Source organism: Pseudoalteromonas sp. NSLLW218 (assembly GCF_015864775.1).
Taxonomy (GTDB): domain Bacteria; phylum Pseudomonadota; class Gammaproteobacteria; order Enterobacterales; family Alteromonadaceae; genus Pseudoalteromonas.
This window is the reverse complement of record NZ_JADYWO010000017.1, coordinates 30,163-48,581: the sequence shown is the minus strand read 5'-3', so window position 1 is coordinate 48,581 and position 18,419 is coordinate 30,163. Positions and strand designations below refer to the sequence as shown.

Genomic DNA, 18,419 nt, shown 5'->3' with positions numbered 1-18,419 from the left:
GCCATTTATGAAATATTAAATGGCTATTTTTTTAATTAAATTATGGTCAATACCACGGGTAAATAATGAAAATAATTATACTCGGTGCCGGGCAAGTTGGCGCTACGCTTGCTGAAAACTTAGTTGGCGAACAAAACGAAATTACTGTTGTTGATATTGACGGTAACCGATTACGTGAACTTCAAGATAAGTACGACTTACAAGGGGTTATGGGCCACAGCGCACATCCTGATGTATTACGCCGTGCTGGCGCTGAAGATGCCGATATGATTATAGCCGTAACCAGTTCAGATGAAGTGAACATGGTTGCATGCCAAGTGGCGTACAGTATTTTTAATACTCCCACTAAGATTGCCCGTATTCGCTCGGAGCAATATTTAAAGTACCGCGAGAAGCTTTTTCAAAATGATGATTTACCAATCGATCATTACATTGCTCCCGAAGCACTGGTCACTAAGTATATCCGCCGTTTAATTGACTACCCTGGTGCTCTGCAAGTGTTGCAGTTTGCTGATGGTATGCTCTCATTAGTAGCAGTGAAAGCTTACTATGGCGGTTTACTTGTGGGTTATGCGTTATCTGCACTTAAAGAACACATCCCTAATGTAGAAACTCGTGTTGCCGCTATTTATCGTCAAGGTAAAGCAATAAAACCATTAGGTACAACCGTTATTGAAGCAGATGATGAAGTATTCTTTATTGCCGCTACAAAACATATACGCGCAGTAATGAACGAGCTGCAAAAGCTTGAACGCTCTTACAAAAAAATTATGATAGCTGGTGGCGGTAACATTGGCGCTGGCCTTGCCCGCTCACTTGAGAAAAACCACACCGTTAAATTAATTGAGCGCAGTAAAGAACGTGCTGAACAACTCTCAGAAATGCTCGATAACACGGTCGTTTTTTGTGGTGACGCATCTGATCAAGAACTTCTTTCAGAAGAACATATTGAACAAGTCGATGTATTTATTGCCGTAACCAACGACGATGAAGCTAACATTATGTCAGCCATGCTTGCTAAACGTATGGGCGCACAAAAAACCATGGTGCTTATTCAGCGTGGTGCCTACGTAGATTTAGTCCAAGGCGGCGAAATAGACATTGCCATATCACCACAACAAGCCACTATATCTGCGCTATTAACGCACGTACGCCGTGGTGATATTGTTAACGTGTATTCACTGCGTAAAGGCGCAGCAGAAGCCATTGAAGCCGTTGCTCATGGTGATGAAAACACATCTAAAGTGGTTGGTCGTGCTATTGCCGATATAAAACTTCCTGCAGGAACAACTATTGGGGCAATAGTACGTAATGACGATGTGCTGATAGCCCACGACGATACAATTATTATGTCGGGCGATCATGTCATCATGTTTTTAATCGACAAAAAACATATTACCGTTGTAGAAAAGCTCTTCCAAGTAAGCGCTATATTCCTATAATCATTGTTTTTAAACGCAAAAAAGCCGCTGACTAAGGCGGCTTTAGTGGAGTATGAAGCGTTTGCTTACTGTACTTTTGAAAACTCTTCTTTAGAAATCTCACCATTTCCATCGGTATCTAAATCATCAAAGATTTTTACAAGCTGAGGGTTAACCTTTGCTTCTTCCATTGAGATTACGCCATCGCCATCTGCATCAAAAGAAGAAAAATCGACTGCTGCGTATGCTGCTGATGAAGATGCTAAAACGATAACTGCAAGTGTTGTATTTAATGTTTTCATAATAATATTCCTAGTAAGATGGGAAGTCCTTTTCAAAGATCCCTGACTGTGAAAAAATGTTTAACCTGAAAAAGATTAATTAGTAATTAGCGAACTCTTCTTTAGAAAGCTCACCGCTACCGTCGGTATCTAGCTCAATAAATTCAGCCATTAAGTCTGTATCTACTGCAGCTTCGCTTGGGCTAATTGTGCCGCTACCATCGATATCAAGACTGTCAAAATCTGATGCTGCAAATGCAGCTGAAGAAGACGCTAGTGCGATAAGTGCTAATGCTTTATTTAAATGTTTCATAACTTAATCCTTCAATGTTCTATCAAAAAAATTGCTTCGTTTAACTTAAAACGTAATTTTCACTTCCTTGTTATCCTCTTTCGTAAGCTCCCTTGCCTACTTAGGTTGTCTTTGGCAACTCAGGACAAATACTTTTAAATTATGCTTCTGAAAATTCTTCTTTTGATAACTCACCATTTTGGTCAGTATCAAGCTCTGAGAACATGCTCATTAACTTCGCATCTACTGATGCTTCTGCTTGGCTGATTGTGCCACTGCCATCAACATCAAGTGTGTCAAAGTCTGTTGCAGCAAAAACGGCTGAAGATGATGCTAATGCGATAAGTGCTAAAGTTTTATTAATGCTTTTCATAATATGTATCCTTCAAATTTATGTGTGTGCGATTAAGTATTTCACTTTGAATCACGATTTCGTTCAGTACACCTAGACTATTACAACTTAGATGCCAATATTTAAAAGCTATTAAATTTCAGATAGTTAAATGTAAAAGGCATAAAAAGAAGGGGTTTTTAAAGTAATTACTGTTGCCTTTTAGCAACGCACTTTATAGTGGATATATTAAAACGATTAAAAACATATAGTTATGTTTATATAAAAAGATACATTTTTAAATGCATGGTTTTAAAATGAGTGGTTTTAAAGAGTAATTGAGATAAATTTTAACGAGGTAGATTTAATAACACAAAATAAGCTGCCAAAAGCAACACTTAATGTATTGTTTTATATTAATAATATTTTAATTATGAAAATAATAAAAAATATTTTATAAGCACTGACATAAAACGCCTTTTTGTTGCAAATAAGCGAAAGCTATTTATTCGACGGTAGGTTCGAGTGCAGAAGGGTCTATAAAATGCTCTTTCATAAAGGTTTTCATTTCATCTTCGCTTGCTAGTAGCTTAATCCCACAGTGCACACCTTCGGCATGCTCTTTAACACTGCAAACTTCACCTTCAAAGTCTTTATCGCTGCTATTAAGTATGACAGTGCATTGCATATCTTTAATGCTTTCAACTTGCTGATCGCCTCTAATATCAAACATTACACCGGTAAGTGAAATATCTTTAATAAGGCCTTCGAGTACTCTGTCGTCACTTAGTTTTAGTTTTGCAGGTAATAAGGTAGGTATTCGCGTTTGCGAGCGTAGTGAAAATAACTGCACTTGCTTAGGGTAGTTAATAAACACGAGCTTAGCCGGGTGAGAAGCTACCGACATAATTTGTTGGCGAAACGCTATAACTTGCCCACCACTGCCTTCAATAAGCGCTCTTACAACAACCATTACGCCATCTCGTAAATAGTCAGTCGCGGCCGGCAAACGCTTGGCATTAGGATAGTTTAAAATAATGAACTGTTTATCGAGTAAACCAACTAATTCAGTTTTAACACGCTTACTGCTTGTAGGTGTTAATATTTCTAGGTCGACTAAGCTGCCTACACCTATATGCTTTAGCTTTTCTAAATTTGTTGGCATATCCCTTTCCCAATGATGAATTTATTGGCTTTTTACCCACGCCAAAATGTAGGCGTAAATAGCACTAATAAGGTAAATATTTCTAGGCGCCCAAACACCATTGCAATGGTCAGTAACCATTTAGCGCCATCGGTTATAGCGCCGTAATGCGAGGCTACATCACCCAAGCCTGGGCCTAAGTTATTTAAACAAGCCGCAGTGGCTGAGAACGCCGTTATGTTATCCATACCCGTGCCCATAAGCGCTAACATAATAATAATAAATACCAGTGCATACGCAGAGAAAAAGCCCCATACGGCTTCTACTACTTTATCTGGCAACGCCTTTCGACCCAGCTTGATTGAATATATGGCACGAGGATGCACCAAACGATTAAGCTCACGTACTCCCTGCAAGTAAAGTAGGAACACACGCACTACTTTCATACCACCACCGGTAGAGCCTGCACAGCCACCAATAAAGCTCGAAAATATAAGTAAAATAGGTAAAAACAAAGGCCATGTTGAAAAGTTATCAGTAGCAAAGCCTGCTGTTGTACTCATTGAAACAGCTTGAAATAGCGCCTGATCGAGGGTTTCATCGCCATTAGCAAATATTTCATTAGAGGAAAGCACAGTAAAACAAATAACCACCAGCGCTAATTGAATACACAAAAACACCTTAAACTCAGGGTCTCGAATATAAACTTGTATGTTACGACTAGCCACTGCGGCGTAGTGCAGGGAGAAGTTAACAGCGGCAATAATTAAAAAGAACACACAAATAAAGTTAATTACAGGGCTATCAAAGTGCCCCATGGATGCATCATAAGTAGAAAAACCACCTATCGCGACCGTTGAAAATGCATGACATATAGCATCAAACCACTCCATTCCCGCAGCCCAATAAGCCAGCATACAAGCAATAGTAAGCGACACATATATATACCAAAGATGCTTTGCTGTATCGGCAATTCGCGGGGTCATTTTAGAATCTTTTACAGGCCCTGGTATTTCAGCGCGGTACAACTGCATACCACCAACACCTAGCATGGGGAGTATAGCAACAGCGAGTACGATTATACCCATACCGCCAAACCACTGGAGTTGCTGGCGATAAAACAACACCGACTTGGGTAAGTACTCAATACCGGTAAGTACTGTAGCGCCGGTGGTGGTTAAGCCAGAAAATGCTTCAAACACCGCATCGGCGAGCGATAAATTAGGTTCTTGTAAAAAGATAAGCGGCAAGGACGCAAACGCCCCAAGTACCAGCCAAAACAGGACAACAATTAAAAAGCCTTCACGCGCTTTTAAGTCACCGTTTTCATGGCGGTTTGGGTAATAAGCCATCATGCCAATAACAACACTAAAGATAAATGCTAAAACAAAAGGAACACCACCACCGTCTTTATATATTAAAGACACCAGTGCCGGCGGCACCATGGTAATACTAAACAGCGCAACAAGTTGGCCAAGAATTTTTATGATGGTACGAAATTGCATTTAGCTTGTCGCTTTTATTATTAGTAAATTCAGGCTGAGTAGTATCAACCAAATTAAATAGGGTCAGTATGCATTACATGCAATTTGTCTAGGTTATTACTCTTTAATAGTTAACTCAACTGCGCCGTGACTTAAATCAAAAATATCTTTGATTGCTTGCTGAGCTTCGCGGCTATCTATTGTAATCACCCATTCAATATTAGCAGTAAATTGCTTATCAATATTAAGCACTTGATACTTTGTTTTTAATAACTGCTCAATCGCACCTTGCATGCTGTACTCGCTACTCCCTGTAATTTCAACACTGGGAACTTTAAGCACTGTTTGCAATTTTACTAATGCATTATTTAATGAGCCACCATAAGCACGTACTAATCCGCCTGTGCCTAATTTTATACCGCCAAAGTAACGTGTGACCACAGCTGTGATTTCGCCAAGGCCTGAACCCACCAGTACATTTAACATAGGCTTTCCTGCAGTGCCGTTTGGTTCACCATCGTCCGAAAAACCATAAACATGACTACCACCGGGGTTGCCTGCTACATGTGCCCAGCAGTTATGACGCGCATCGCTATACTTGTCTTCAATGCTTTTAATAAATGCTTTGGCTGAATTTAAATCGGGGGTATGTGCAATGTGGACTATAAACGTACTTTTTTTAATCTCTTCTTGGTGAAAAACGTCAGCAGCAGGATATTTATATTCAGACATATTTTAAACTTGTAAAAAGGGGGCCAAAAGGCCCCTTTAAGTAATGTACGTATTTTAACGTGTATAAATTAATTAGTGTTAACTAGAATTAATCGAGTTCTAAATTACGCGTCATATTCTCTAGGCTATCTTCGTGAACAATAATGTTATCTTCAATACGAATACCGCCAAATGGTTTGAATGACTCAACCTTTTCCCAATTAATAAACTGTTTATTATCGGTTTGCGCTAAATCACTAAGCAGTGAATCAATAAAGTATAAACCGGGTTCAATAGTAAACACTTGGTTTTTTTCGATCAGGCGAGTACAACGCAAGAACGGATGCCCTTCAGGCGATGGCTGATGCGTGCCCTTTTCGTCACTCATAAAACCGCCCATATCATGCACTTGTAAACCTAGGTGATGCCCTAGTCCATGCGGGAAGAAAGTAGAGGTAATTTTACGCTCTACAATTTCCTCAGCGGGTAGGTTAACAATTTTAAAGTCACTAAGTATTTGTGCGATACGGTTATGGCATTCAACGTGTAAATCACCATAAAGCATACCCGGCTTCAAACCTTTACCTAGTTCGATTTGTTGAACCGTCATCGCCTGTACAAGCTCGGCAAACTCACCCTGCTTTTTAAAATCATACGTACGAGTAATATCAGCGGCATAACCGTTAAAGTTTGCACCGGCATCTATTAAAAATGAGTTATGTGTTTGTGGCGCTTTTGGATCAAAGTGCGTGTAGTGCAAAATAGCGCAGTTTTCGTTAAGTGCAACAATGTTGCCATACGGCATTTCATTTTCGCTTTGACGTGTAGCCATTAAGTACGCTTGCTGAATATCGAACTCACTGCCGCCATTAAAAAATGTATCGCGTGCAGCTTTATGTCCATTTACTGCAATGCAGTTAGCGTTGCGTAAACACTCAAGCTCGTACTGCGTTTTATAAGCGCGGTGGTAATGAAAATAGTTAAGTACCGGCTCTGGATTCATAATACTAAAACCAAGTGCTTGTGCTACTTCAATGTACTCACCCATATAAGCGTACTTAGCTTTATCGTATGGTAATAACTTTTCAACTTGATCAGGTTGCAGTAATAGCTCTATATCAAAGTACTCAGCCCAAAAGTCGCGAGGCTCATCTGGCACTTTATGCCAAAAATCTACCGGGCGATAAAATATTAGTTTTGGCTTGTCGCTACCATTTACCACAATCCAGCAATGAGGATTATCAATAACCGGTAACCACGCTTTAAACTGTGGATTAACTTTAAATGGATAATACATATCATCTAAAAACTGGCGCTTAGCTTGGCCTGAATGAATTACTAATCCTTCTAACCCTTCGCTATTACAAATTGTACGAGTACGCTGTTGCAGTGTTGCAATATGTTCGGCGTATAAAACGGCTAATTTATCCATTGTTAATCCATCTGTTAAATTTAACTTGCTTTGAGTCTACCACTTATACGCTGGGCGCTCAAAAAAGGGGATATCTAAACGCATTAAATATCCCCCTACTTTAAACTTATGTTTACTAACCGCCCATTTTCATATCTAGTAGCGGCGCTAATACATTACCTTCTCGGCCCATTCTTGTATGGTAAACCTGTCTGTAAGCAAATACATTTTTTACGTAATCACGGGTTTCACGATACGGAATAAGCTCTACCCACAGCTCAGCTGGAATAGCTTCATCAGGCAACCAACGCTTTATACGATGATAACCCGCATTATAAGAAGCCGTAGCCAGCACTTCGTTACCGTGGTTTTTCTTTTTCAAGTACTGTAGGTAACTCGTACCCAACCTAATATTTGTTTTAGGTTGATATAAACGACTACTCGTAACGCTGCTTTTATTCACATAGTCTGCCGTACTTGGTAATAACTGCATTAAACCACGTGCATTAGCATGCGAACGAGCATCTGGTGCAAAAGAACTTTCACGCCTTGCAATAGCAATACTCCATGCAACATCTATTTTACTGCGCTTACTGTAGCGCTCAAATACATCCTGAAACGCAAATGGAAAGCGTTGCTCTACGTTATCCCATGCTTTAATTTTTGCTAAAGTAAAAATAGTACTGTCATGCCAACCGAGATCGGTAGATAGCTGTGATGCTGCCAGCTTTTCTTCATCGCTAGACGTATCCGTTAAATAATTCCACTCCCGGCGCGCCGACGTAAAGCGCTCAATATCATAAAGTGCTTTTGCACGTTTAAAGCCTGGCGCATTACTTACTTTATCTACAAGCATTTGATCAACAGCTAAAGGTTGATTATTTAAATCAACGGGCAACCCCAAACGAGCTGCTGCTAAAAAGCCGTAATAATCACGATTAGCCGCTACTTTTTTCCAAATATCGTCTGCTTTTTGCTGCTCACCACGTTTAGCATAGCTATAAGCTAACCAATATTGCTGGCCAAGGCTTAAGTTTTCTTTACCCGTAAAAAACGCAGCTATCCCTTCCCAATCTTGGATTTTAAGCATATTGCCCAATTGCCACTGAATAAGCTTGCTGTCTAGTCGCTCTTTTGGCACTTTATTTAGCCAAAAGCTCGCTTGTTTATGCCCGCTTGAAGCAAGTGACAATGCAAAGGTGTAATACACACCCGCTTTTTCCTCGTCACTGTACTTAAATATTTTTTCTAACTTTTCCCACGCCTTCAAAGCAAGCTCTTTATCGCGCCATATTAGACGCTTAACACCATAAAGTGCTATTTGGCCTTCTTTAGCCGACTTATTTTTATATCTATATAATCCAGCTGCAGCGCTTGGATCTTTACGTACTTTTAAATATAAATCTGCTAAGTAGCTTTCATTTTTAGGTAACAGCGTTTTTAAATAAGGTAATAAGCTTTGCGTACCGCCATCTGCAGCGAGTGTAACGCGCTTCCAAACGATTTCTTCTTTCATGTAGCCTTTTTTTCGCCACTGTGAAAACAAACTATCGCACTCGTTTGGCTGCGACTTACCCACAGCCCATAGGTCAGTTACCTGATTAAATATTGCTTTTTCAGGTGCGCCCAAATCCAGCTGAAAATCTAGATAAGTACAGGTAAGCCCAGTATTAGACGTTTCACGATAATTACGAATATAAGCTGCTTTTTTGTTTTTCTTTTTTAAATACTCTAACCACGCTTTGCGTACCGGCCACTCAAGCGGAGTATGTTGATATATGTTTAAATAGTCTTCTATTTCTGCTTGATACTTAATATTTGGATGGCGCTGCCAATATGTTTTTTCAACGTAAGGTTTCAACGGATGATTTAAGCCACTAACCGCTTCTTTAAAGTCTTGGTAGCTTCCGTACCTTACTTTTTTTTCGGCATCTAAAAATGCCTCGTTATCGATACTTGCCTCGGCAGAATAAAGAGGGAAAATGAATGCAGCTGCCGCAACACTTAATAAATATTTTTTCATAATGTCCTTTAATAAAAAATTAAAGTAGTGAATAAAAACTTTTCAACCACCTTAGCACCAAACCAGCTATATTTTAACCAGTCGATTGTAACCGAGTTAAATTTTTCGTTGCATTTTTAATTTAAAGCAAGCACACTGATTGAAATGCAAACTCATCGTACCAGTCTTAGTTCGTCAACTAGGGAGAATAATAATGTTATATAAAAGCGATTCCTTTGAAGTTAGCTTCCTAAAGGAAAGCATCGCCGAGTTTAAGTTTTGTGTTGCAGGTTCTGTAAACACACTATCTCAAAAAACTCTTTCAGATTGCGCAGCAGCATTAAAAGAATTAGCCGCCAATACTGATATTAAAGGCATGATTTTTACCAGTGATAAAGAACACTTTATTATTGGTGCCGATATCTTCGAATTTTTACCTACTTTTACTAAACCTGAAGAAGAATTAGTAGTGTGGATCAAAAACGCAACCGACGTTTTTGATGCGATCGAAGATTTACCATTTCCCACTCTAAGCGCTATAAACGGTATGGCACTTGGCGGTGGTTGTGAGTGGGCACTTGCTACCGATTATCGTGTGGCAAGCGAAACAGCTAAAATGGGCCTACCAGAAGTTAAACTTGGCATAATGCCAGGGTTTGGTGGCACAGTGCGCTTACCACGTATCATTGGCGCCGATAACGCAATGATGTGGATTACCTCAGGCGCCGAAAATCGCGCAGCAGATGCCCTTAAAGTAGGTGCGTTTGACGCGGTAGTTAGTGCTGACAAACTTTTAGAATCAAGTGTATCAACACTTGAGCTAGCGATTTCTGGCAAGTTAGATTGGCAAGCAAAACGCAACGTAAAACTACAACCACTTAAATTAAACCGTGTTGAGCAAGGCATGAGCTTTGCTATGGCAGAAGGTATGGTAATGGGTAAAACCAAAGGCCACTATCCTGCACCGGTTATGGCTGTACGTACTATTAAAGCAGCGGCAAACTGTACTCGCGATGAAGCAATGGCAATCGAAAACGCTAACTTTGCTAAATTAGCACGTACACCAGAAGCAGCTGCACAAACAGGTATTTTCCTAGCTGACCAATACATTAAAGGTAAGGCACGTAAATTTGCTAAGCACAGCGATGTAGAAATTAAGCAAGCCGCTGTATTAGGTGCTGGTATTATGGGAGGCGGTATTGCATACCAGTCTGCTTATAAAGGCACGCCTATTATAATGAAAGACATCCAACAAGATGCACTTGATTTAGGTATGGGTGAAGCGTCTAAGCTATTAGGTGCAAAAGTTAAGCGTGGCCATATGCCAATGGAAAAAATGTTGGCAACTCTTAGCAAAATTAAGCCAACACTTAACGAGTCAGATCTACAAAGTGCCAACATTATTGTTGAAGCCGTTGTAGAAAACCCTAAAGTTAAGCAAGCAGTACTAGCTGATCTTGAAAAGAACATGCCAGAAGGCACTGTACTTACTTCAAACACATCAACTATTTGTATTGATTTACTAGCCCAAGCGCTAGATAAGCCAGAAAACTTCTGTGGTATGCACTTTTTCAATCCAGTGCCAAAAATGCCATTAGTAGAAATTATCCGTGGTGCAAAAACATCAGATAAAACTATTAATGCAGTAGTTGATTACGCGCTTAAATTAGGTAAATCGCCAATTGTTGTTAACGATTGCCCAGGCTTTTTTGTAAACCGTGTTTTATTCCCTTACTTTGCAGGTTTTAGCAAGTTAGTGGTTGAAGGCGCTAACTTTGCAAAAGTAGATAAAGTAATGGAAAACGTATTTGGCTGGCCTATGGGTCCGGCTTACTTACTTGATGTTGTAGGTATTGATACAGCATTCCATTGTACTGGCGTAATGGCTGACGGTTTCCCTGAGCGTATGGCTCGTGCGGATAAAGACCCTGTAACTATTTTTGCTAACGAAAAACGTTTTGGTCAAAAGAACAAAGCCGGTTTTTATAAATACGAAACAGATCGTCGCGGTCGTCTTAAAAAGTCTCATGACGAGACAGCAATTGAGCTACTAAGCCCAATTACAGACGCACCAAAAGAATTTGATAAACAAGAAATCATCGACCGTTGTATGATTCCAATGATCAACGAAGTGCTACTTTGCTTGCAAGAAGGTATTGTTGCCTCGCCGCAAGAAGCAGATATGGCACTCGTTTACGGTGTTGGTTTCCCTCCATTTAGAGGCGGCGCGTTCCGTTACTTAGATCAAACTGGTTTAGCTAACTTTGTTGCAGCAGCAGACAAATACGCTCACCTAGGTGCGATTTACCAAGTATCTGAACAAACTCGCAAGTGGGCCGAAGAAGGTCGTGTTTTCTATAAGGTGGAAGGTTAATATCATGAATAATCCAGTAATTGTAGATTGTATCCGCACACCAATGGGTCGCTCTAAAAGTGGTGTATTCAAACATAAACGTGCTGAAGACTTAAGCGCACATTTAATGAAAGGCTTACTTGATCGCAACCCAGCAGTTGATCCAGCATCAATTGACGATATTTATTGGGGTTGTGTACAGCAAACATTAGAGCAAGGCTTTAACGTAGCACGTAACGCAGCATTACTTGCCGGTATCCCACACAGCGTACCTGCTGTAACGGTTAACCGTTTATGTGGCTCGTCTATGCAAGCATTGCATGACGCTGCACGCGCAATAATGACAGGCGCTGGCGACACTTACCTAATTGGTGGTGTTGAGCACATGGGCCACGTACCTATGACTCACGGCAACGACTTTCATCCAGGCTTAGCAACATCAATTGCACAAGCGTCTGGCTCTATGGGCTTAACAGCAGAATACCTTGCAACGCTTCATGGCATTAGCCGTGAGCAGCAAGATGAATTTGCTTACCGTTCACATCAACGTGCACAAGCTGCCACAGTTGAAGGCCGTTTCCGTCGCGAAATTTTAGCAATGGAAGGTCACGATGCAGATGGTTCGCTTATCTTAGTTGAAGACGACGAAGTAATTCGCCCAGAAACAACAGTAGAAGGTCTATCAAAGCTTCGCCCTGTATTTAATCCTGCATCGGGTACGGTAACAGCCGGTACTTCTTCTGCACTTTCTGACGGCGCATCTGCAATGTTAGTAATGAGCGAAGAAAAAGCAAAAGAACTTGGTTTACCAATTCGTGCGCGTATTAAAGCAATGGCAGTCGCTGGTTGCGATCCATCAATTATGGGTTACGGCCCAGTACCAGCAAGTAAAAAAGCACTTGCACAAGCCGGTATTACAATTGATGACCTAGGCGTAGTAGAACTTAACGAAGCCTTTGCAGCACAATCATTACCTGTAATGAAAGATTTAGGGTTAATGGATGTTGTTGACGAAAAAGTGAATTTAAATGGCGGCGCAATCGCACTTGGTCACCCTCTGGGTTGTTCGGGTTCGCGTATTAGCACATCGCTTATTCACTTAATGGAAGACAAAAATGTACGATACGGTTTAGCAACTATGTGTATTGGTTTAGGCCAAGGCATTGCAACTGTATTTGAACGTGTTCAAGACTAATTAGTTTGAACATGTAAAACCATCTTGGTGATTAAAAAGGCGGACTGATTTTATTCAGTTCGCCTTTTTTATTAGCTTCAATTTATAAAAACGTCCCTTTATCAAACAAGCATGTAACAGCGTAATTATGTGATCGGGCGTATTATTAAATAAAGCATTTTGAAACTGCTAAAAGCATTAAGTAAAATAGTTAAATTACACATAAAATTGCGTTAAACTGCCAAACTTATTAATTGCTATACCTAAGCACTCGCATACGCAGCAATCACTTTAATTAAACAGGCCAATTTATTATGAGCTTTGATAATCCCGATCACCAATTAGATGCCATAGGCCTTCGCTGCCCAGAGCCAGTAATGATGGTACGTGCTGCTATTCGTAAAATGAATGATGGTGAAACGTTATTAATAACCGCTGATGACCCGTCAACAACTCGCGACATTCCGAGCTTTTGTACGTTTATGGATCACACGCTGGTGGCTAAAGATGCAGAAGAAGCACCGTATAGATATGTGGTGAAGAAAGGTTTGTAATCAGCTATCAGCTATCAGCTATCAGCTATCAGCTATCAGCTATCAGCTATCAGCTATCAGCTATCAGCTATCAGCAAATTTACTCGTTAAGCCAATTAGATTCAAGTAATCATTCGCTGTAAAACTACTTAATCCGAAGAATGTCATTTGTGCTTCTAACAGCTGGTAGTCATGTATAGCCCCCCTCCCATCATAACCAAACGTATGCATATAGCCTGGTTTTATAGCTTTATCGCTCCTGTTTAAAACGCTTTGGAAACTCAGAAAATAAGTTAAAAGATCAATATCTGAAAAGTTTATTTTAAGATTCATCAAACTTGCTTTCTCATAACTTTCTAGTTTTAGTAATTGATTTATACCATCTAGCTTCTCTGCTGCAAAAAGCATTTCTTTTAGGTACTTAGGTAAATTTAGTTGTTTGGATGAAAGCTTTAAATCTGTAACCCTAGGATTTATTTCAAATCGTTGTTCATCAAAAATGCTGCACATATAGTCATATTGAGGTTTATTGAACATATATAAACAAAGTAAAACTAGCAGTACTAAAATATCTACTGTTTTCTCTTCGCCAATTAACTCTATACTTGTAAGTAATCTATCTGCTAATTGTATAGCTGACCTAGGTGCTAAGTTTTGCCAATTGGATATCTCAGAAATGAGCGACGATAGCTGTCTCTTTATATCATCACCTTGAGATAAAAGCGGAAACAGTAAAATGCTTTTTTGTTCCAGATAGTGATTATCTAATACAGTAAAATCACAATTTGCTTCTAATAAACTGGCAGAAATCCCAACATCTAGATGGTACTTTGTATCAAAGAAACGCCTTAAATAGTTATCAGCATTAAAATCGTTCCCATATAAAGCTTTTATCGTGTGCTGCAGTTCTTCTGTATGTGTTGAAACAACTATTACTAACCCTTCTATATCGAAAATATGCTTTATTGCTTCTAGCATTTCTACTGCATAAGTTGGGCGGCAGCGGTCTAACTCATCAATAAAAATGAATGCGGGATAATCACGAGCTGTTGCTTGCAAGCCACCTTTTGGCTTTTCAATCGAGTATTTAACTAACTCTTTAATGGTGCCCTTTAGCTCTTTTACCCCCTTCTTATAGTCACTATGCTCTTTAAATGCTTGTGTTGTCATTGCTTCCATAGCTGCTGACAAATCTAATGGTTTATTATTTTGTGTTGATGAAGAAGTATCATCTATGTCAGAGTTTTCGTCTACAAATAGGTCTTCAATATCAAAGCCACCATATCGCTTAACCAATGCAGCTAAAATTTTTGGTAAGACAGATATACCTATATTTTTAAAGCTTTTTCTTTTGGCTTGAGTTAAATGGCTTTTGTTGATTGTTTCTAAAAGTTGCTCTTGTATTTCAGCAAGCACTGTAATAATAGGTGAATCCATAAAATCATTCGACCAAGCATCTATGTAAACAACCGGATGTTCATGCCTTAAGTTTTCAGCCCAACGTTTTACGAAATAAGTTTTACCTGCCCCCCATTCCGCATTTACGTTAATTACATAAGAGGATTTATTGGGCTTCTCTCTATTCGCATTTGAGCGACGAACAAGGATCTTAGTAAGCAGTTCTGCATCTTGCTTTCTATTTAGTTGATCAGCAGGATAAGTAATATCATCAATTTTTATTTCTTCGTTCCATTCTTTAGTTTTCATACAACGTCCTTGTCACAAATCTATCAATTCTCTCAAACAACTAAAGCTTACAGCTATTTTTTAGTTATCGTCACTTGTGGCTTATCGTAGTCACTGTAGTCAATACTTACTATGTACGTGCCTTTTATTGCTGGTGTGAAACTAAAGTAGTTATAAATAGTATTACAGTCTGCGATAGCTGGCTGGCCGAGTGTTAGGCTTTGCCCCTCTGGTTGTGCGTCGCTATAACCACAGTTATAACCTTCGCTAAAATCGGCATCTGCTATTTTAAATTCGTACACTTTACCAGGGCTAGAAAATTTAACTTCTGCTTGATAAAGCGCAGGACCAACTGGCGAAAACTGATACTGAGGTTCAGCGTCCCAAAGCGTAAAGTCGCCTCTTAGATAAATTGTTTTATCTAGCTCTTGCTGTGGCAATACATCGTTAATCGAAATTTGGCTTGTACAGGCAGTAAGTAAACCAGCAATTGCTAAGGTTAAAATTCGTTTCATAGAAATCATCAATGGGGTTTCCTTTGCATACAGTGAAAACTAAAAAGCCAGCAAAACGCTGGCTTTTAAAATTGCTAATCGGTGTTATTTTTGTAAAACAGAAATATCTGCAATACCTAAAAACAATCCGCTTAACTGGCTTAATAGCGCAAGACGATTTTGCTTAACTGCTTCATCGTCGGCCATAACCATTACGTTGTCAAAAAAGTTATCAACACTTTGTCGAATACCGGCCAATTGGCTTAATGCTTCTTGGTAGTTTCCATCTGCATAAAGTGGTGCAAGGTCAGTGGCAAATTTTGCTACTTGTGATGCCAATACTTTTTCAGCATCGTCGCTTAACAAGCTCTCATCAACACTACCTTGGCTGGTAATGTCGTTTTTAGCTAGAATATTACCTACACGCTTATTAGCTGCTGCAAGCGCTTCTGCTGCGTCTAATGTGCGGAAGTGACTCACAGCCTTAACACGGCGATCAAAATCAACAGGTTTAGTCGGACGACGTGCAAGCACAGCTTGAATTACGTCTACTTCAATCCCTTCGTCTTGATACCAAGCACGGAAGCGCCCTAGCATAAATTCAAATACATCAGCTGATACATTTAAGTTAGTTAACTTGTCGCCAAATAATGTTTGCGATTTAGCTACTAGGTCTAAAATATCAAGTGGTAGTTCTTTTTCTACCATAATGCGAAGTGCACCAATAGCAGCACGACGAAGCGCAAATGGGTCTTTGTCACCTTTAGGTGCTTGGCCTATACCAAAAATACCCACCAGCGTGTCAAACTTATCAGCAATCGCTACTGCGCAGCTAATTAAGTTTGTAGGTAAGTTGTCGCCTGCAAAGCGTGGCATGTACTGCTCGTTTTGCGCTATGGCTACATCTTCGGCTTCACCGTCGTGGCGAGCGTAATGCATTCCCATTACACCTTGTACGTCGGTAAATTCCATTACCATTTCTGTCATTAAGTCAGTTTTACTTAATAAGCCTGCACGCTGTGCTAGCACTTTATCAGCACCTAATTGCTCAGCAATATAACCTGCAAGCTCACTAATACGCTGAGACTTATCTTTAAGCGTACCAAGTTGTTTTTGGAACAATACGCTATCAAGCGATTCTAATCGGCTTTCTAGTGTTTTCTTTTTATCTGTTTCAAAGAAGAACTGTGCATCTGCTAAACGCGGGCGCACTACTTTTTCGTTACCAGAAATAACCACACTGGGATCTTTACTCTCGATGTTAGATACAAACAAAAACTTATTTAAAAGTTTGCCGTTTTGATCTAATAGCGGAAAGTATTTTTGATCGTCTTTCATGGTATAGATTAACGCTTCGGCTGGTACATCTAAAAATGCTTCTTCAAATGTTGCCGTTAAAGTAACTGGCCACTCTACAAGTGATGTTACTTCTTCTAGTAAATCTTCATCCATTGCAACAACAGCATTAACTGCCTTTGCGGCCTCTTCTATTTGCGTACGAATTTGCGCTTTACGTTGTTCGTAGTCGGCAATAACGTAAGCAGATTTAAGTACGTCAAAAACGTCATCCGCATGGTTTATGCTAATTTTTTCTGGGTGATGAAAACGATGACCCTGAAGCTGATTAGTTATTTTCTTACCAAGGATCTCGCCTTCAAGTAGCTCATCACCAAACAAAATAGTTACCGTATGCACAGGACGAATAAATTGTGTTTTATTCGCGCCCCAACGCATTGGTTTAGGAATTGGTAATTTAGCCAACGCTTTAGTAATTGCACCTGTCATTAGCGTTTTAGTTTCTTGCCCTGCTACTTTAGCAATGTGCAATAACCATGCGCCTTTGTCTGTTTCGAGTGTTTGTGCGTCTTTTACTTCAATACCACAACCACGCGCCCAACCCATTGCTGCTTTTGTTGGGTTACCGTCACCGTCAAATGCGGCTTTAGTCGCTGGACCACGTTTTTCAACTTCTTTGTCTTGTTGCTTAGCTTCAAGAGCTTTTACTTGTAAACCTAAACGACGAGGCGATGCATACCAGCTTACGCCTTGGTGTGCTAATTCGAGTGTTTCAAGTTCTGCAGTTAAGTTTGCAGCAAAAGCTTCTGCTAATTTACGCAGTGCTTTTGGTGGCAACTCTTCGGTGCCAATTTCTACTAATAAATTTTGTGCTGACATGCTTACTTATCCTTACACAGCGGGAAACCAAGCGCTTCGCGTTTGTCATAGTAACTTTGTGCACACGCTTTTGATAACGCACGAACGCGTAAAATATAACGTTGACGTTCTGTTACCGAAATAGCGTGTCGTGCGTCTAGTAAGTTAAAGGCATGCGATGCTTTCATTACTTGCTCGTAAGCCGGTAGTGGTAAGTTTGCTTCAATTAACTTTTGGCTCTCTGCTTCACATTTATCAAACTGAGCAAATAAGTCTTCTACGTTTGCGTGTTCAAAATTGTAAGTAGACTGCTCTACTTCATTTTGATGGAATACGTCGCCGTAGGTTACGCGCCCTAACGGCCCGTCTGCCCATACTAGGTCGTAAATACTATCTACGCCTTGAATGTACATTGCTAAACGCTCTAGGCCGTAAGTAATCTCACCTGTTACAGGTGAACACTCAATACCGCCTACTTGTTGAAAGTAGGTAAACTGCGTTACTTCCATGCCGTTTAACCAAATTTCCCAACCTAAGCCCCAGGCACCTAATGTAGGTGATTCCCAGTTGTCTTCTACAAAACGAACTTCGTGAGTTAGTGTATCGATACCCATAGCCGCTAAAGAGCCTAAGTAAAGCTCTTGGATGTTATCTGGCGATGGCTTTAAAACAACTTGGAATTGGTAGTAGTGTTGTAAGCGATTTGGATTTTCACCGTAACGACCATCGGTAGGACGACGACACGGTTGCACGTATGCACTTGCCATTGGCTCTGGACCAATAGACTTTAAAAATGTTTGCGGGTGAAATGTCCCTGCGCCCACTTCCATATCAAGTGGTTGAATAATGACACAGCCTTGCTGCGCCCAATAATCCTGTAAAGCCAGGATCAAACCTTGAAAGGTTTTTACGTCATATTTTTGCATATTTGGCTTTTTACTATCTAAG

General features: G+C 40.0%; 16 protein-coding genes. 4 read left to right on the top strand and 12 right to left on the bottom strand.

All coding sequences use genetic code 11. The features are described from left to right. Positions 1-65 precede the first annotated feature (65 nt). A complete protein-coding gene (trkA, locus tag I6E80_RS19535) occupies positions 66-1,442 on the top strand; it encodes a Trk system potassium transporter TrkA (protein ID WP_024599945.1) in 1,377 nt (458 codons plus the stop codon). Between the two features lie 65 nt (positions 1,443-1,507). Here the strand turns inward: trkA and I6E80_RS19530 are convergent, their stop codons facing one another. From I6E80_RS19530 to I6E80_RS19495, 8 genes are all read right to left on the bottom strand, one after another. Continuing rightward, positions 1,508-1,723 carry an EF-hand domain-containing protein gene (locus tag I6E80_RS19530; RefSeq protein WP_024599946.1) on the bottom strand — a complete coding sequence of 72 codons (216 nt, stop codon included), beginning with the start codon at positions 1,721-1,723 and terminating at the stop codon, positions 1,508-1,510. A 79-nt stretch (positions 1,724-1,802) separates the two neighbouring features. Then, the gene (locus I6E80_RS19525; protein WP_024599947.1) at positions 1,803-2,015 is read right to left on the bottom strand and encodes a calmodulin; all 213 of its coding nucleotides are present in this window, start codon (positions 2,013-2,015) and stop codon (positions 1,803-1,805) included. 139 nt (positions 2,016-2,154) lie between these two features. Next, entirely contained in the window at positions 2,155-2,367 is a 213-nt protein-coding gene (locus I6E80_RS19520; RefSeq protein ID WP_024599948.1) for an EF-hand domain-containing protein, read from the bottom strand. A gap of 463 nt (positions 2,368-2,830) precedes the next feature. Then, positions 2,831-3,490 carry a flagellar brake protein gene (locus tag I6E80_RS19515; RefSeq protein ID WP_024599949.1) on the bottom strand — a complete coding sequence of 220 codons (660 nt, stop codon included), beginning with the start codon at positions 3,488-3,490 and terminating at the stop codon, positions 2,831-2,833. Positions 3,491-3,522: 32 nt separating this feature from the next. Next, complete coding sequence (locus I6E80_RS19510) at positions 3,523-4,974, bottom strand: TrkH family potassium uptake protein (protein WP_007584186.1); 1,452 nt, start codon at positions 4,972-4,974, stop codon at positions 3,523-3,525. Positions 4,975-5,070: 96 nt separating this feature from the next. After that, positions 5,071-5,685, bottom strand: coding sequence for a YigZ family protein (locus tag I6E80_RS19505; RefSeq protein ID WP_197186265.1), 615 nt, complete (start codon positions 5,683-5,685; stop codon positions 5,071-5,073). 88 nt (positions 5,686-5,773) lie between these two features. Next, positions 5,774-7,096 carry a Xaa-Pro dipeptidase gene (gene pepQ, locus I6E80_RS19500; RefSeq protein WP_197186264.1) on the bottom strand — a complete coding sequence of 441 codons (1,323 nt, stop codon included), beginning with the start codon at positions 7,094-7,096 and terminating at the stop codon, positions 5,774-5,776. Positions 7,097-7,211: 115 nt separating this feature from the next. Then, positions 7,212-9,098, bottom strand: coding sequence for a transglycosylase SLT domain-containing protein (locus tag I6E80_RS19495; protein WP_170072872.1), 1,887 nt, complete (start codon positions 9,096-9,098; stop codon positions 7,212-7,214). A gap of 193 nt (positions 9,099-9,291) precedes the next feature. Here I6E80_RS19495 and fadB point away from each other — a divergent pair, with 193 nt between their 5' ends. The 3 genes from fadB to tusA all read left to right on the top strand — a co-directional run bounded on the left by fadB (position 9,292) and on the right by tusA (position 13,158). Further along, positions 9,292-11,451: a fatty acid oxidation complex subunit alpha FadB gene (gene fadB, locus I6E80_RS19490; RefSeq protein WP_024599953.1), complete on the top strand. Its 2,160-nt coding sequence runs from the start codon at positions 9,292-9,294 to the stop codon at positions 11,449-11,451. 4 nt (positions 11,452-11,455) lie between these two features. Then, entirely contained in the window at positions 11,456-12,625 is a 1,170-nt protein-coding gene (fadA, locus tag I6E80_RS19485; protein WP_197186263.1) for an acetyl-CoA C-acyltransferase FadA, read from the top strand. 293 nt (positions 12,626-12,918) lie between these two features. Then, entirely contained in the window at positions 12,919-13,158 is a 240-nt protein-coding gene (gene tusA, locus I6E80_RS19480) for a sulfurtransferase TusA (RefSeq protein WP_004335190.1), read from the top strand. 63 nt (positions 13,159-13,221) lie between these two features. Here the strand turns inward: tusA and I6E80_RS19475 are convergent, their stop codons facing one another. The 4 genes from I6E80_RS19475 to glyQ all read right to left on the bottom strand — a co-directional run bounded on the left by I6E80_RS19475 (position 13,222) and on the right by glyQ (position 18,397). Beyond that, positions 13,222-14,844 (bottom strand): P-loop NTPase fold protein, encoded by a 1,623-nt coding sequence (locus I6E80_RS19475; protein ID WP_197186262.1) that lies wholly within the window; start codon positions 14,842-14,844, stop codon positions 13,222-13,224. 53 nt (positions 14,845-14,897) lie between these two features. Continuing rightward, a complete protein-coding gene (locus I6E80_RS19470) occupies positions 14,898-15,347 on the bottom strand; it encodes a hypothetical protein (protein ID WP_024599956.1) in 450 nt (149 codons plus the stop codon). A 75-nt stretch (positions 15,348-15,422) separates the two neighbouring features. Then, positions 15,423-17,492: a glycine--tRNA ligase subunit beta gene (gene glyS / locus I6E80_RS19465; protein ID WP_197186261.1), complete on the bottom strand. Its 2,070-nt coding sequence runs from the start codon at positions 17,490-17,492 to the stop codon at positions 15,423-15,425. A 2-nt stretch (positions 17,493-17,494) separates the two neighbouring features. Beyond that, positions 17,495-18,397, bottom strand: a complete 903-nt coding sequence (gene glyQ / locus I6E80_RS19460) for a glycine--tRNA ligase subunit alpha (RefSeq protein ID WP_007584197.1) — start codon at positions 18,395-18,397, stop codon at positions 17,495-17,497. Between the last annotated feature and the right edge of the window lie 22 nt (positions 18,398-18,419).